Origin of the sequence: Desulfuromonas sp., assembly GCA_002869615.1 — a bacterium.
Lineage (GTDB): Bacteria > Desulfobacterota > Desulfuromonadia > Desulfuromonadales > UBA2294 > BM707.
Genome location: PKUH01000009.1, coordinates 1 through 14,804, shown reverse-complemented (window position 1 = coordinate 14,804; position 14,804 = coordinate 1). Strand labels below are relative to the sequence as shown.

Here is a 14,804-nt window from a genome sequence, read left to right as displayed (position 1 = left end):
CAGAATCTTTTTTACCCCGGGAGTTGCAGGCCGAGCCGTTCCAGCTTGGCTGTCAGCTCATTCGCTTCCCGCGACTTTTTGCCGGTTTCAGCATTAATCCAGCCGTTATCGTTCACCCAGCTGTCTGCCGCGGCCTGGTCTCCGCCAATCAGCAGCCGCATCAGCTCGATTTCCGGTCCGGAAAGGCGCATGCTATTCAGCCGGTAGTCCCGGAACGCTTCCCAGGTCGCCGGCACCCAGCGGGCGACAATCTCTTCTCCGATCAGGGTCGCATACTGCCTGATTTCATACTGAGCATGACTGTCCATCCTCAGGTTGAGGAAGTGCAGCAGGTTGTGCAGATCGATCGACCAATAGGCCTCGGTATAGGTTGAAAGCGGCAGATCCTTGCGCGCCTGTTCCCGCGCCACGCCTTGTTCGATCCGGCTGTCATAAAGGTTGTGTGCGGCCTGGTGGAACTCCTTTTCGCTCGCCGTCAGTTCGGCCCCGGTCGCCTCATCGATAAACCCCTCGCTTCCCTGTTTGTTCAGCATCGTCTGCAGGCGCCATTCGCCCGGCAATGTGGTCTGCTGGTCGGCAATCGCCTCGGAATAGCGGGTACTGTATTCATTGACCGAAGCGGTTCGGTGGCTGATCCACTGGCGCCAGCAATCCATCGGCACCCGGATATGGAGTTTGAGCTTGCACATCTCGAAAGGAGTCGTATGAGCGTTGCGCAACAGGTAGCGGATGAGCCCACGGTCCTCATGGACCTTCTTGGTGCCGGCGCCGTAGGAGACTCTGGCTGCCTGAACGATGGCCGCATCATCTCCCATGTAATCGATGACCCGGACGTGACCATGGTCGAGGACCGGAAAGCTCTTGCCGAGAATTTCATCGAGCGCCGGGACGCCAGCGCGTTTGATCGTCGAATCACTCATTGGATCTATCCTTTTAAAAAGATGTATGGATGTATGGACTATACTCTTTCAGCGTCAGATTGATTTTAATCTTCGGCTAAGCTTTTTCTGGCTCTTTTGTAGCCGAGATCAATCATCTCTTCGGCCTGGTCGAAATCGAGAATGCCGCAGGCATTACGGGGAATCTCGATCAGTACGTCGGGTGGGTGTGCCGCCAGTTTCTGCCGGGCGAGCACCCCCTGCATGGCATCGAATGACTGGCTGGCAATGTAAAAATAATCCCAGTCTTCGCCCTCTTCCGGAGTGTCGGGAAGGAGTTTTGTCAGAAAGGCCCTGACTTTTTCCCGGAAACCTTCAGCGCCGTTGCCATCGCTGTCCTCCGGAAAAAGGTCGCCATTTTTTTCCAGCGGGCCGATCAGGTTGACGGCGATGGTCATGTCGGTCATGTCGTGGTAGGTCGGCGCAATCGGCACCGGATTGAAGATGCCTCCGTCGAGCAGTTTGACCCCTTTGTGTTCATAGGGTGTGAAAAACAGCGGCAAAGAGATCGACGCCCGGATGGCATCGAACAGCGGTCCCTTGCTGAACCAGACTTCCCGTTCGCGTGAGATGTCAGCGGCGACCGCGGTGAAGTTGATGTCAAGGTCTTCTATCTTCGCTTCACCGACCATCTCGCTGAGCTTCTTCATCAACTTGTCGCCTTTGACCAACCCGGTCCGCCCGAAAGTAAAATCGAGTAGTGAAAAAATATCGAGTTTATCGATCCCCCTGATCCATTCTTCGTATTCATCGAGTTTGCCGGCGGCATGAATACCGCCGATCAGGGCGCCGATCGAACAGCCGGTGATCGACTCGATCCGGTACCCCTCCTCTTCCAGGTAGCGGATCACACCGATATGGGCGAGCCCACGGGCGCCGCCGCTGCCGAGAACCAGCGAAACCGAATTGTTCTGTTCTGTTGCCATTCTATTCAATCCTCTTCATGTGTATGATCTTGATGCAAGCGCTGTTTTCCAAAATATCACATCCGGGAGCTTTTGCCCGGTACAGAAATGACCTTCACCCGGCAAAAAAAGTCTTGATCGTCTCTCGGGTCTGCTCGGTCGGGGCAGCGATGAGTGGAACATCGGGCAGTGAATTAAGAAACATCCTGCCATAACCCCGCTTGATGACCCGGTTGTCGAGAATCAACACAACACCCCGATCGGTCCTGTTGCGGATCAGCCGGCCGAAACCCTGCTTGAAACGGATCACCGCCTGCGGCACCGTATATTCCATGAACGGATCGCCGCCGGCTCGTTCAATCGCCTCGGCCCGGGCCTCGAGCACCGGTTCCGATGGCACCCGGAACGGCAGGCGGGCGATAATGACCTGCTCGAGTGATCGGCCCGGGACATCGACTCCTTCCCAGAACGAATCGGTCGCAAAGAGGATACTTGACGGATCGGAACTGAACGCCTTCAGCAGTTTGTGCCGGTTCATCTCTCCCTGGCGCAGGCAGCGGAATCCTTGCGGTTCAAGAATCGGCGCCAGTTCGGCATGAATACGCCGCAACATGGAATAGGCGGTAAAGAGAACAAAGGTACGGCCACCGGCGGCGAGGATCGCCTGCTCAATCTGCTCACGCAGCATCTCCGGATAGCCGTTCTGTCCCGGTGCCGGGTTGTCGGAAGGGACTACCAGAAGAGCCTGTTTGCGGAAGTCGAACGGTGAAGCGAGCTCGAGTTCAAGCAGCCGTTGTGTTTCGATGTCGTTGAGGCCGGTGCGTTGCTTGAGATAGGTGAAGCGGTTGTTGACGGCCAGGGTGGCGCTGGTCAGGATGACACTCTTGTTGCGTTCGAAAATTGTCTCACGCAGCAGCATGTCAACGCTCAGCGGTGATGAGCAGAGACGGGTAACAATGCCGCGCCCCCGCCCGATGCGGCCTTCGCGCACCTCGATCCACGAGCAGTAGTTCTCATCCTCGGCGCTGAACAGACCGAGGTCGGTCGCCAGCCCCTCGAGCCTGCGGCCGAGCCCGGCAAGGTCGGTCAGGTTGGATACGAATGCATCATAGTATTTTTCCGGGATCTGTTCGCATTGCTTCAGTAGTGCCCGGATCCCTTTAGCGATCGCGCCGGTTTTTCCGGCCAGCTCCTCGACTTCACCGGCCATATCCTGCCAGGTTGCCGAAGCGCGGAAAGTTGGAACGATTCGGTGTCGTAACTCCTCGTTCTCCGGAATGTCAATATCAAGGCTGGCGGCGAGGCCACTGCCGATATTTTCAAGGGTAGAGATGGCGCGGTCGTAGAGTTCGGCGCGTGCCGCCAGAATCTCTTCAATTCGGGTGTGTAGCGCCCGGTAAAGATCATCACAGCTGTCGGGTAGTTTGGTCCCGAGTTGGGTGAAGAGCCGGGGCAGCAGACCCTTGTCGCTTTTGCGCGGATGGCGAAGCCGGTTGAGGATGCGGGCGAAAGCGAAACGGGTGACCCGGGCTGAAAAATAGCTGGTGGCGACATCCTCGAGGTGGTGTGCTTCATCGAGAATCAGCCGGTCACAGGGTGGAAGAACGGCCGCTGCCGAATAGTTGTCGGTCACCCGGCGCAACGCCAGGTCGGAGAGCAACAGGGCGTGATTGACCACCAGAATGTCGGCTGAAGCGGCCTGCCGGCGGGCTCTGTAGAAAAAACAGTCAGCGTAGAACTCACAGCGGGCCCGGGCGCACTGGTCAACCTCGCAACGGACTTCTTCCCAGACCTCATCGGCTGGCGGCTGCGGCAGCTCTTCGCGCGAGCCATCGGCGGTGGCGGTAGCCCAGGATTCAATGTTGCCGAGTTCGGACGACTGCATGGTATCGAACAGACCCGGTTCGGCCAATGCATTTTTCAGGCGTCTTTTACAGAGATAATTACTGCGACCCTTGACCAGAACGGCTCTGAAATCGATCCCGCAATTACGCTGCAAGTATGGAATATCCTTACGGATAAGCTGTTCCTGAAGGTTGATCGTCTTGGTTGAGATGATAACTCGCTGTTCGTTGCTGCGACTGAACAGAATCGCCGGCACGAGGTAGGCGAGAGACTTGCCGGTGCCGGTGCCGGCCTCGATGATTGCGACCCGGTCGTGATTGAATGCCGCACCTATCTCGAGGGCCATCTGCAATTGCTCGGCCCGTTCCTCGTAGCCTTTGAGCGATGCAGCGACGCTACCGTGCGGACCGAGAATCTTCTCGATTTCTTTTGGGTCGAGCGATTTTTGTTCCTGCGGCGGGAAGATTTCAACGACTTTGTACACATTTTCCACAGAGTTATCCACAATATGAAAGCCGACTCCGAGTCCACCGAGACGCGAAGCAACTTCGATATCGGCGCCGGATGGTTCAAGTCGCCCCGAGGGGTGATTGTGGATAACGACATCGCCGTGCGAACAGGCCTGAAGGATCGCCGGTACCGCATTGTCTGAACCGCGGGCCAGGACTTCGACCGACAACACCTGTTTCTCCATGTCGGTTGTGCCGAGAAAAAAAACCTCATTGCCGCTGGCTTGTTCAATCGCGTCGCGAATTTGCAGGATGGCAGTGTCAGAATAATCGTTTAACAAAAGAATAGCTCTCCGGGAAGTCGGATCATTATACGGGAAAGCATTTCAATAGAAAAGAGAAGAGAGCAAGTTCGGCTATTAACCCCAGGGACAGGAGGAACGGGTATAGCGGACCCTCGTTCAGGGTTTCGCTATCAGGGGCGGAAATCAATCCTGTTTTTCTGAAATGAGACCGTGCCCTTTGTCACTCGGCAGTTTTAAACACAATCTTTCAGCCCGACCGCAAAATCCTCCGGTTCGATGTCAAAAGTTTCGGCCCAGTTGGTCGGGTCGCAGACGTTGCCTTCAAGCAGCATGGCGAGCTGGTCAGAGGCGATCGGGAATTGCGGGATGTTTTGCAGTATCTTGATCGCCGGTTTCATCAGGGCGAGTGGGTGGTGCAGTTTGGCGACGTTTTTCTTGCCGACGGCCTGGCCGAAGATATCGAGCAGTTGATCGTAGCTGTAATCTTTTTTGCCGCCGAGATGATAGGTTTCGCCTACCGTTTCCGGCCGGCGGAGAGCCTTTTCGAAGCTCTCGGCCACCTGTTTGACAGAGACCGGCTGCATGCGGTATTGACCGTCGCCGATGACCGGAACAATTGGCAGCTTGCGGACCAGGTCGAGCATAATCTCGACGAACTCGCCGCCCTTGCCGTAGATCAGTGAGGGGCGGAAGATGGTCCAGTCGAGCTGCGATGCCCGCACCGCCTCTTCGGCCTGCCATTTGCTTTTATGGTATCCGGTTTTGGCGTTGGCCCGGGTGCCGTTGGCGCTCATTTGCAGGTAGCGTTTGATGCCCGCAGCGCTGGCCGCCTGCAGTGCATTTTTTGTTGCCTCGACGTGCAGTTTCTCGAAGGTGATCTCCTTGCCGGGAAATTCGCGAATGATGCCGACCAGATGAATCACCGCGTCACACCCGACCATCCCCTTTTTCAGGCTGTCGGGATCGGTAACGTCGCCGAAGTGGATGGTCACATCGTTTTTGTGCGGCAATTTTTCTTCCGAACCTTGCCGGACCAGGCAATGGACAAGATGACCCTTGGTGAGCAACTGACGAATAACGGCGTTGCCGACGAAACCGGTGCTACCGGTGATGAATACCTGCATGGTTTGCTCCTTGTGAGTTTATCCCTTGATGACTGCCATGGGTCTTAACCGTGCCACTATTTTACCAATTCCGGCCCGTTCGACAACCGAGACCACCTCGCGGACGTCCTTATAGGCATCCGGAATCTCCTCGGCCACCGTACTCCGGCCGGCGGCCCGCAGAATAATCCCCTGTTTTTCAAGATAGCCAAAAATGTCCTGGTCCCTTGCTTTTTTCCTGGCGGCCGTGCGGGAGAGAAGCCGCCCGGCACCATGGCAGGTCGAGCCGAAGGTCTCGGTAAAAGCAGCTTCGGTGCCGAGCAGGACATAGGAGTAGCGGCCCATGTCGCCCGGGATCAGAACCGGCTGACCGAGTGCCTTGAACGCATCCGGTGTTTCCGGGTGGTGCGGCGGAAAGGCCCGGGTCGCGCCCTTGCGATGGACGCAGAGCCGGCGGCTTTTGCCGTTGATTTCATGGTTCTCCCATTTGGCGATATTGTGGCAAACATCGTATATCAGCGACATGCGCAGATCAGCCGGCCCCTTATGCAGAATCTGCTCGAATGATTCGCGCACCCGGGCGGTAATAATCTGGCGATTGGCAAAGGCGAAATTGGCGGCAGCGGCCATTGCCGCGAGATAGTTTTTTCCTTCCGGGCTGTCGAGCGGCGCGCAGCAGAGTTGCCGGTCCGGCAGCTCGATGCCGTACTTGCGGGCGGCGGCCAGCATGGTGCGCAGATTGTCGTCGCAAACCTGATAGCCGAGCCCGCGACTGCCGGTGTGAATGCTGACCACGACTTGCTCCGGAAAGAGGCCGAGGCCGGCGGCGGCATCCGGATCGAGGATCGCTTCGACGTAATCGATCTCGAGAAAGTGGTTGCCGCTGCCGAGGGTGCCGAGCTGGTTGCGGCCGCGCTGTCTGGCTCGCTCGGAGATCAGGTCGGGGTCGGCACCGTCAATACAACCATTATCCTCGATGTGATCGAGGTCATTAAGGGTACCGAAGCCTTTACTGACGGCCCAGCCGGCGCCGTCGCGCAGGACTTTTCTTGTTTCTGCAGGCGATAGTTGCAGATCCGTGCGATGCGAACCTATTCCGGACGGAACGTTCCGGAACAGTGCGTTAGCGAGCTCGGCGATATTTTTCTTTAATTCGCCTTTTTCAAGATTGGTTCGGAGCAGTCGGACGCCGCAGTTGATATCGTAGCCGACGCCGCCGGGCGACACGATGCCGTCTTTTTCGTCAAAGGCGGCGACGCCGCCGATCGGAAACCCGTATCCCTGGTGGATATCCGGCATCGCCATCGCCGCCCCGACGATGCCGGGCAGGGTGGCGACATTGCGCACCTGCTCCAGGGACTGTTCCCGCTGCAGAAATTCAATCGACTTTCGGTCAGCGAAAACAAGGCCTTCGGTCCGCATTCTTCCGCTTTGCGGAATGCGCCATCGGCAACAATCGATCTGTTCAATCGGTACAGGCTCTTTATCTTTCATTGAGATCTTCTTTACAGGTCGAGATAGACCCGTGCATGCCAGCAGTCGCCAGCGTGGTCGATCCGTGTCTGGTGATGGGTTACCGCCTTGATCTCGCGAAGCATCGGATGGTTGACCGAGTCGGAGCGCTCACCCTGTAGTTCGGCCATAATCTCGGTTTCGCTGAAATGACTGACTCTTATTTCCCGGCATCTTAAATCGCGTTCAGTCAAAGCGAATAGCAGTTCGTTAAGCCAGTTGACCAGCGTCTCTTCCGCGCCATTGCCGCTTGCCCGCACCGCCCGGGTCAGCTTGCCGCTATTCCCGGAATCCTTTTGATCACCAAACAATAAATAGGTGAGACCGTATCCGCACTGCTCGGCTAACCCCTCACGCTCTCCAGCCGTCGCTTCAATACCGATATCGGCAGTATGTTCGAGCAGTTCGAATGAATCCATAGGGGCACCCTCTCCTTGTCTGCAAGTATAGCATCATAAATAATCTTCGGTTGGCTTGAAGGATTGTGGGCAAGTGCTATAATTAGGAAGTGTTAATGTTTTTTATATGAAAAGCCGAATAAATACAATCTATTATGAAGTCCCTTATCTGATAATAAGGGAGGTCACCTCTAATAAAAAGGTGCTTGACAGTTTGCTGTTCGTTCTTTAATTTGGCTAGGCGTAGAACAGTATTTTATTTGTGTAGTAAAGTTTTGATTATTAAGGGTTCCGGGAGGTTTCAGCGTTGTGCATGTCAAGGCGGTCAACTCCCTCCACTCTCTATAATTTATTAAAATTTTTTATTTGAAACATTTGGAACAGTGTTTGCCATTCTATTGATGTGAAAGGAGATGAGCCGATGAAAGACCACACATCCGCACCGGTCTCGATTCCAGAAGAGATCCTGCAGAAATGGGAGTCGCGAGGTGTCAGCCGGCGTGATTTTATCAAGTTCTGTACGGCAACAACCGCTGCTCTCGCTTTGCCGATGAGCTTTATCCCGAAGGTTGCGGAGGCACTCGAAGGGCAACGGCCACCGGTGATCTGGGTTGAATACCAGAGCTGCTCCGGTGACTCGGAAGCCTTCCTGCGGGCCAATGCACCGACTGCGGCAGAGATTATTCTCGAGACGATTTCCCTGGAGTATTCCGAGGTCGTCATGGCCGCGGCCGGCCATCTTGCTGAAGATGCCAAGCATAACGCCATGAAAAAACACGCCGGCAAGTATATCCTGATTGTCGAGGGATCGATTCCGGAGGGTGCGGGTGGTGGTTACTGTACCGTTGGTGGCGTCAGTGCGGTTGAAAGTTGCAAAGAGCTGGTCAAGAATGCCGCCGCAACCATCTGTGTCGGTTCCTGCTCCTCCTTTGGCGGAATTCCGGCGGCTGCGCCGAATCCGAGCGGGGCCGTTTCGGTGATGGATCTCGTGCCGGGGGCACCGATTATCAATCTTCCCGGCTGTCCGGTCAATGCCCAGAACCTGACCGCAACCATCGTTCACTACCTGACGTTCAAGAATCTGCCGGCGGTCGATCGACTCGGCCGACCTAAGTTTGCCTATGGCAAACGGATTCATGACAACTGCGAACGGCGCAGTCATTTCGATGCCGGTCAGTACGCCGAAGGTTTCGGCGATGCCGGACATCGCCAGGGCTGGTGCCTCTACAAGCTCGGGTGCAAAGGACCGGAAACATTCCACAACTGTCCGACTGTTCGCTACAACGAGGGTCTGAGCTGGCCGATTATGGCGGGGCATGGTTGTATCGGCTGCTCCGAGCCGGAGTTCTGGGATACCATGAGCCCGTTTTATCGCCGTCTACCGAATGTTCCCGGTTTCGGAATTGAATCCAACGCCTATGATATCGGTATCGGCCTTGCCGCTGCGACAGCTGCAGCATTTGCTGGCCACGGGGTTGTCAGCGCTTTCCGCAAAGGCTCTGACAAAGATGACAAGGAATAAAGGAGGATTGAGATATGGCTAGAATTGCTGTTGATCCGATTACCCGTATCGAGGGTCACCTGCGCATCGAGGCGACTGTCGAAGGGGGCAAGATCGTTGATGCCTGGAGCTCTTCGACCGCATTCCGCGGCATCGAGACGATTCTGAAAGGGCGCGATCCGCGCGATGCCCATCATTTTACCCAGCGTTTTTGCGGTGTCTGTACCACCGTACATTCGATGGCGAGTATCCGGGCCGTTGAAGATGCCCTGAAGATTGAGATTCCAACCAATGCGCGGCTGCTGCGCAACCTGATCATGGGTATCCAGAACGTGCAGGATCACGTTATCCATTTCTATCACCTGCATGCTCTCGACTGGGTTGATATTACCAGTGCCCTGCAGGCTGATCCGAAAAAGACCGCCCAGCTCGCCCAGTCGGTTTCCGATTGGCCGAACTCGAGCGTCAAGCATTTTGCCGCGGTCAAGGAGCGGATCGCCCGCTTCGCTACGGCCAAGAGCGGCCTCGGTCCGTTCCAGAACGCCTATTGGGGGCACAAGGCCTACAAACTGCCGCCGGAAGCGAACCTGATGGCAGTCGCCCACTATCTCGAGGCCCTTGAATGGCAGAAGGAAGTCATCAAGATTCACGCCATCCTCGGTTCGAAGAACCCGCATCCGCAGACCTTCCTGGTCGGCGGCATGTCGACACCGGTCGATCCGAACAGCCAGAATGGAATCAATGCCGACAAGATTGCTTTTATCGCCAAAATGCTGAAAAAAGCGCGCGATTTTGTCGAGCAGGTCTATATTCCCGATGTCCTCGCAGTCGCCCCGTTCTATCTCGACTGGGCCGGTATCGGCGGTGGTGTCGGTAACTTCCTTTCCTATGGCGATTTCCCGGAGGCGGGGGGAAATGATGTTGACAGCTACTTTTATCCGCGCGGTGTCATTATGGGCAAGGATCTGGCCAACCTGATGCCGTTTGACGAGAAGAAGGTCACCGAGTACGTCACCAACTCCTGGTACAATTATTCAGGTGGCTACGACAAGGGCCTGCATCCTTATGACGGCGAAACCAAGGACAACTATACCGGACCGAAGCCACCTTACGAATGGCTCGATACCGATCAAAAGTACTCCTGGGTCAAGTCGCCGCGCTACAAGGATCAGCCGATGGAGGTCGGTCCGCTGGCCCGCGTACTCGTTGCCTATTCGGCCGGAGTTCCGGAAGTCAAGGGCGCCGTTGACTTCGTTTTACAGAAGCTTGGTGCTCCTGCATCGGCCCTCTTTTCGACCCTCGGCCGGACAGCCGCCCGGGCCGTTGATTGCCTGGTCTTGGCGCAACGTAACGAGAAGTGGCTGACCGATCTGGCCAATAACATCGCAACCGGTGATTATGAAGTTCACAACAAGGAGAAGTGGGATCCGGCTACCTGGCCGAAAGAGGCTCAGGGCTATGGTACTCACGAAGCGCCGCGCGGTGCCCTTGGTCACTGGATCCGGATTGAAAATCAGAAAATAGCCAATTATCAGGCGGTTGTTCCGTCGACCTGGAATGCCGGTCCGCGTGATGCCATGGGCAACAAGGGCCCGTACGAGTCGGCCCTGATCGGAACGCCGATCGCAGATCCGGAGAAGCCGGTCGAGATTCTGCGGACCATTCACTCATTCGATCCCTGTCTGGCCTGCGCGGTACATTTGATGGACGGCAACGGTTCGGAAATTATCCGGGTCAAGGCCCTCTAACCAAAGGAGGCTGAGACGATGCATGAACTTCGTTATGTATGGGAATGGCCGGTTCGCCTGACCCACTGGTTCAATGCCATCTCGATTGTGGTGTTGTCGGTGACTGGCTTTTATATTGGTGATCCTTTTGTTTCTGTCCCTTCGACTTCTCAATACGTCATGGGCTGGATGCGTTTTCTTCACTTTATCTTTGCTTACGTCTTTGCCCTGTCTGTTCTCGCGCGGATTATCTGGGCTTTTCTGGGCAACGAATTTGCCAGCTGGCGGGTCTTTTTCCCCTGGGTTTCGAGTAAAGGAAGAAAGTATATTGCCGGAACCTTTCTCTTCTATACCTTTGTGAAGGCGAAGCCGCCGGGTGTTGTTGGCCACAATGCTCTGGCCGCCATGGCTTACGTCGCCGTTTTTGGACTTTATTTCGTCCAGATGATCACCGGTTTTGCCCTGTATGGGCAGTACGCTCCGGGCGGCGGATGGGATACGGCGTTCGGTTGGCTGTTGCCAATTTTTGGTAATCAGGGCATGCGCCTGACCCACCATGTTGTCATGTGGCTACTGATCGGTTTTGCCATCCATCATGTCTACAGCGCCTGGCTCATGGAGGTGAAAGAAAAGAACGGAACATTGGCCAGCATCTTTGGTGGCTACAAGTTCATTGATCCGAAGGAGCTCGACTGAATGGGTATTCTGGTTCTCGGGCTCGGCAACGCTCTGATGAGCGATGATTCCGTTGGTGTCCGGGCCGTTGCCCGACTGCAGCAGGATTATCGCTTTCCGGAAAAGGTCAAGATTGTTGACGGCGGCACTCTCGGACTCGATCTGTTGCCGTTCATCGAAGAAGCAGACCAGCTGCTGATCATCGATGCGCTAGAGATGAAAGCTGATCCCGGATCGATTTTCCGCCTCGAGGGGGATGAGGTGCCGCGGGCGTTTGCGAGTAAACTCTCGGTGCACCAGATGGGCCTTCAGGACCTTTTGGCGGTCGCCGATCTCCAGGGGTATTCACCACGCGAGCTGGTTTTCTGGGGGGTGCAGCCCGCCTCGATCGAGATGACCATGGAGATGAGCCCGCCGGTGGCCGCTGCTCTCGATGAGCTGGTCCAATCGGTTGTTGATGAACTGGCAAGGTGGGGGGCGTCGCTGGAAAAAGCGGCCTGAATGAAATGATTGAATAAGGGTCATCGCGAGATGGCCCTTATTTGTTTTTTCGAGGGTTTTTATGCGTATTCATGTGATTGTTTTTTCAGTGCTGCTGGCACTTGTCGCGTGCAGCGAGCAGAAGCTTTCATATCCGCAAAGAACAATGCCCGAAAGCGTCAAACAGGATCGGGCCGGCCTCGCCTGGGCGCAACGGACGTTTCTCGACAAGTGTGCTTATTGCCATGGCCATGAAAACGAAGGTCGCGGGCCACGCGCTGACTTTTTTGATCCGCCGGCACCCGATTTCTATGAGCGGCAGTATAAGGAAGCTGATCCTGCTTACCTGTACTGGCGGATCGCCGAAGGAAAAACAGTTGAACCTTTTCTTTCCCAAGGGTCGGTTATGCCGGCCTGGGGCCCGCATTTCAGCGAAAAAGAAACCTGGTTGATGGTGTATTACTTGATACAGCGGGCTGGCGGCAAGTGAGCTGACCGGCCGGAGGCCTGATTTGTCCTGGTGAAACTTTTGGCAAGTACGGTCAAAAAAGGCTTTTTAAGCTAACTTTTACTTTTTTATTTTGACTAAATTTGTTAAAGTTCTCGCCGGGCGAAGTGAAAAAAATCAAAAAGAGAGGCGTATTCCCTCTTGATTCTGCTTCAAAAACTAACCTATAATCCAACTTCGGCAGTGGGCAGGCGGTCTGAAATGTCTGTTAAGGTGCCGTCGTTTATTCTGGAGTTTTAAATTGTTTTGCCGGAGGTATTCCTCCGGCAATGTTTTTTTTCTACTCAAAACTTTTTCAAAGGGCAGAGAAATGCAAGAAGCGAAAGCAGCAAAAGTATTGAATGCCGAAACACTCGGGCTGAAAAGCGTCGGCAAGGTTTACCATAATCTGGGCTATGATGAACTGTTCGAGCACGAGACGGCCAACAAGGAAGGCCGACTCTCGGAGAATGGAACAATGATGGTCGATACCGGTAAGTTTACCGGCCGGTCACCCAAGGACAAGTATTTCGTCAAGCAGCCGCCGTCGCAGAATAATATTGCCTGGGGCAACATCAACAAGCCGGTCGCCCCGGAAATTTTTGATGAATTGTATGATGAAGTCATCGACTATCTCTCCGGTAAAGACCTGTATGTTCTCGACGGCTATTGTGGTGCCAACGAGAAGACCCGTCGACAGGCCCGTTTCGTGACCGAGTATGCCTGGCAGTCGCATTTCGTCAAGAACATGTTTATCCGGCCGAGCGACGAAGAGGTCGAGAACTTCTCACCAAACTTCACGGTTTACAATGCTGCCGGTATGACCAACAAAAACTGGGAAAAGCACGGACTGAACTCCGAGGTTTTCGTTATCTTTAATATTGAGAAGAACGTCGCAATTATCGGCGGCACCTGGTATGGCGGTGAGATGAAAAAAGGCATCTTCACCATGATGAACTACTGGTTGCCGATCGAGGGGATCCTGTCGATGCACTGCTCGGCCAACGTCGGCAAAGATGGCGACGTTGCTCTTTTCTTCGGCCTTTCCGGCACCGGGAAAACCACCCTCTCGACCGATGCCGCCCGCAAGCTGATCGGTGATGACGAGCACGGTTGGGATGAAGATGGCATCTTCAACTTCGAGGGTGGATGTTATGCCAAGTGCATCGATCTTTCGGCCGAGAACGAGCCGGAAATTTTCAATGCAATCAAGCAGGATGCGTTGCTTGAGAACGTCGTCTACAACGAAGATACCGGTGAAATCAATTTTGCTGATGCTTCGAAAACCGAAAACACCCGGGTTTCTTACCCGATCGAACACATCGATAATCACGAGCCGGCCCTCAAAGCGGGCCACCCGAAGAATATTATCTTTCTGACCTGCGATGCCTTCGGTGTTCTGCCGCCGGTCTCCAGGCTGACCAAGGAACAGGCGATGTACTATTTCCTTTCCGGATACACGGCCAAGGTTGCCGGTACCGAACGCGGTGTCACCGAGCCACAGGCGACATTCTCCTCCTGTTTCGGCGAGGCGTTTCTGCCGCTGCATCCGACCGCATATGCCAAACTGCTCGGTGAGAAGATGGAGAAGTACGATGTTAGTGCCTATCTCGTTAATACCGGTTGGGCCTGTGGCGGTTACGGTGTTGGTAAGCGGATGAGCATCAAGGCGACCCGGGCCTGCATCAATGCTATTCTTGACGGCAGTATCAAAAATGCCGAGTTCGAACAGACTCGCTGGTTCAAACTCAGCTTGCCAAAAGAGCTTCCTGGTGTCGACAGCACTATCCTTAATCCGCGGAATGCCTGGTCCGACAAGGAAGCCTTTGATGCAACAGCCAATAAGCTGGCCGGCATGTTTATCGATAATTTCAAAAAATACACCGCCGCCAATAATGATTTTGATTTCACCCAGGCCGGTCCGCAAGTCTGAATGGCATCAACATTTGAATCAAGGGGCCTGAACCTGTTTCAGGCCCTTTTTTATGGTTCATCGCGTTTTATCGGGAATAAATGGTGCGCACCCAAATACCGCCATACTTTTTCAATCGCACCATGAAAGCATAATTCCGGTTCGCCGGTATCGTCCGGCTTGCTCCTTCCTTTTCTACCTGTCCTGAGCCAGCCGAAGGGCTTGTCCAAGAAAAGGAAGCAAAAGAACGACACCCCAGCTCACCCGCCTGATGATCAGGTTCCCTCACTGCACCGATTTGAATCCTTCAGGATCAAAAGCATTTATTAACGCAGGACTTCGTCCGCAGAGACGCAGAGAATTCAGAGGCAAAACTAAACGGTTACGAGCGTTACTCCTTTGGCAGGCCTGGCTCCGTTTTGGTTTTCATTGCGTTAAGAATCTAAATTTTCATTCAGGGACCAAAAATGTTATTCCCGACTCCGATCGCCTGTCCTGAGTTATCTTGTACTGAGCTCGCCGAAGTAGCCGAAGGGGGAATCCATTGATGATTTTGACTTATCCCCG

General features: G+C 54.7%; 12 protein-coding genes. 6 read left to right on the top strand and 6 right to left on the bottom strand.

What is annotated here, in order from left to right; genetic code table 11:
- Window positions 1-11: 11 nt before the first annotated feature.
- The 6 genes from C0623_01560 to C0623_01535 all read right to left on the bottom strand — a co-directional run bounded on the left by C0623_01560 (window position 12) and on the right by C0623_01535 (window position 7,476).
- The gene (locus C0623_01560) at window positions 12-920 is read right to left on the bottom strand and encodes a thymidylate synthase (FAD) (GenBank protein ID PLY03367.1); all 909 of its coding nucleotides are present in this window, start codon (window positions 918-920) and stop codon (window positions 12-14) included.
- 65 nt (window positions 921-985) lie between these two features.
- Window positions 986-1,864 carry a serine protease gene (locus tag C0623_01555; GenBank protein ID PLY03366.1) on the bottom strand — a complete coding sequence of 293 codons (879 nt, stop codon included), beginning with the start codon at window positions 1,862-1,864 and terminating at the stop codon, window positions 986-988.
- A gap of 94 nt (window positions 1,865-1,958) precedes the next feature.
- Window positions 1,959-4,478 carry a helicase gene (locus C0623_01550; protein PLY03365.1) on the bottom strand — a complete coding sequence of 840 codons (2,520 nt, stop codon included), beginning with the start codon at window positions 4,476-4,478 and terminating at the stop codon, window positions 1,959-1,961.
- A gap of 197 nt (window positions 4,479-4,675) precedes the next feature.
- A complete protein-coding gene (locus C0623_01545; protein ID PLY03364.1) occupies window positions 4,676-5,566 on the bottom strand; it encodes a hypothetical protein in 891 nt (296 codons plus the stop codon).
- A gap of 18 nt (window positions 5,567-5,584) precedes the next feature.
- The gene (locus C0623_01540; protein PLY03363.1) at window positions 5,585-7,039 is read right to left on the bottom strand and encodes an RNA-splicing ligase RtcB; all 1,455 of its coding nucleotides are present in this window, start codon (window positions 7,037-7,039) and stop codon (window positions 5,585-5,587) included.
- Between the two features lie 11 nt (window positions 7,040-7,050).
- Window positions 7,051-7,476: a hypothetical protein gene (locus tag C0623_01535; GenBank protein PLY03362.1), complete on the bottom strand. Its 426-nt coding sequence runs from the start codon at window positions 7,474-7,476 to the stop codon at window positions 7,051-7,053.
- Window positions 7,477-7,876: 400 nt separating this feature from the next.
- Here C0623_01535 and C0623_01530 point away from each other — a divergent pair, with 400 nt between their 5' ends.
- From C0623_01530 to pckA, 6 genes are all read left to right on the top strand, one after another.
- Complete coding sequence (locus tag C0623_01530; GenBank protein ID PLY03361.1) at window positions 7,877-8,977, top strand: [Ni/Fe] hydrogenase small subunit; 1,101 nt, start codon at window positions 7,877-7,879, stop codon at window positions 8,975-8,977.
- 14 nt (window positions 8,978-8,991) lie between these two features.
- The gene (locus C0623_01525; protein PLY03360.1) at window positions 8,992-10,704 is read left to right on the top strand and encodes a hydrogenase 2 large subunit; all 1,713 of its coding nucleotides are present in this window, start codon (window positions 8,992-8,994) and stop codon (window positions 10,702-10,704) included.
- 18 nt (window positions 10,705-10,722) lie between these two features.
- Window positions 10,723-11,379, top strand: coding sequence for a Ni/Fe-hydrogenase, b-type cytochrome subunit (gene cybH, locus C0623_01520; GenBank protein ID PLY03359.1), 657 nt, complete (start codon window positions 10,723-10,725; stop codon window positions 11,377-11,379).
- Window positions 11,380-11,859 carry a HyaD/HybD family hydrogenase maturation endopeptidase gene (gene hybD / locus C0623_01515; protein PLY03358.1) on the top strand — a complete coding sequence of 160 codons (480 nt, stop codon included), beginning with the start codon at window positions 11,380-11,382 and terminating at the stop codon, window positions 11,857-11,859.
- Window positions 11,860-11,920: 61 nt separating this feature from the next.
- Complete coding sequence (locus tag C0623_01510; GenBank protein ID PLY03357.1) at window positions 11,921-12,328, top strand: hypothetical protein; 408 nt, start codon at window positions 11,921-11,923, stop codon at window positions 12,326-12,328.
- 328 nt (window positions 12,329-12,656) lie between these two features.
- Window positions 12,657-14,258 (top strand): phosphoenolpyruvate carboxykinase (ATP), encoded by a 1,602-nt coding sequence (gene pckA / locus C0623_01505; GenBank protein ID PLY03393.1) that lies wholly within the window; start codon window positions 12,657-12,659, stop codon window positions 14,256-14,258.
- The last annotated feature ends 546 nt before the right edge of the window (window positions 14,259-14,804 follow it).

Bases quoted from the DNA above. Each gene is read 5' to 3' on its own strand.
- C0623_01525 (PLY03360.1), top strand. From the start codon at position 8,992: ATGGCTAGAATTGCTGTTGATCCGATTACCCGTATCGAGGGTCACCTG.
- C0623_01510 (PLY03357.1), top strand. From the start codon at position 11,921: ATGCGTATTCATGTGATTGTTTTTTCAGTGCTGCTGGCACTTGTCGCG.
- pckA (PLY03393.1), top strand. From the start codon at position 12,657: ATGCAAGAAGCGAAAGCAGCAAAAGTATTGAATGCCGAAACACTCGGG.
- cybH (PLY03359.1), top strand. From the start codon at position 10,723: ATGCATGAACTTCGTTATGTATGGGAATGGCCGGTTCGCCTGACCCAC.
- C0623_01535 (PLY03362.1), bottom strand. From the start codon at position 7,476: ATGGATTCATTCGAACTGCTCGAACATACTGCCGATATCGGTATTGAA.
- hybD (PLY03358.1), top strand. From the start codon at position 11,380: ATGGGTATTCTGGTTCTCGGGCTCGGCAACGCTCTGATGAGCGATGAT.
- C0623_01530 (PLY03361.1), top strand. From the start codon at position 7,877: ATGAAAGACCACACATCCGCACCGGTCTCGATTCCAGAAGAGATCCTG.
- C0623_01545 (PLY03364.1), bottom strand. From the start codon at position 5,566: ATGCAGGTATTCATCACCGGTAGCACCGGTTTCGTCGGCAACGCCGTT.
- C0623_01560 (PLY03367.1), bottom strand. From the start codon at position 920: ATGAGTGATTCGACGATCAAACGCGCTGGCGTCCCGGCGCTCGATGAA.
- C0623_01540 (PLY03363.1), bottom strand. From the start codon at position 7,039: ATGAAAGATAAAGAGCCTGTACCGATTGAACAGATCGATTGTTGCCGA.
- C0623_01555 (PLY03366.1), bottom strand. From the start codon at position 1,864: ATGGCAACAGAACAGAACAATTCGGTTTCGCTGGTTCTCGGCAGCGGC.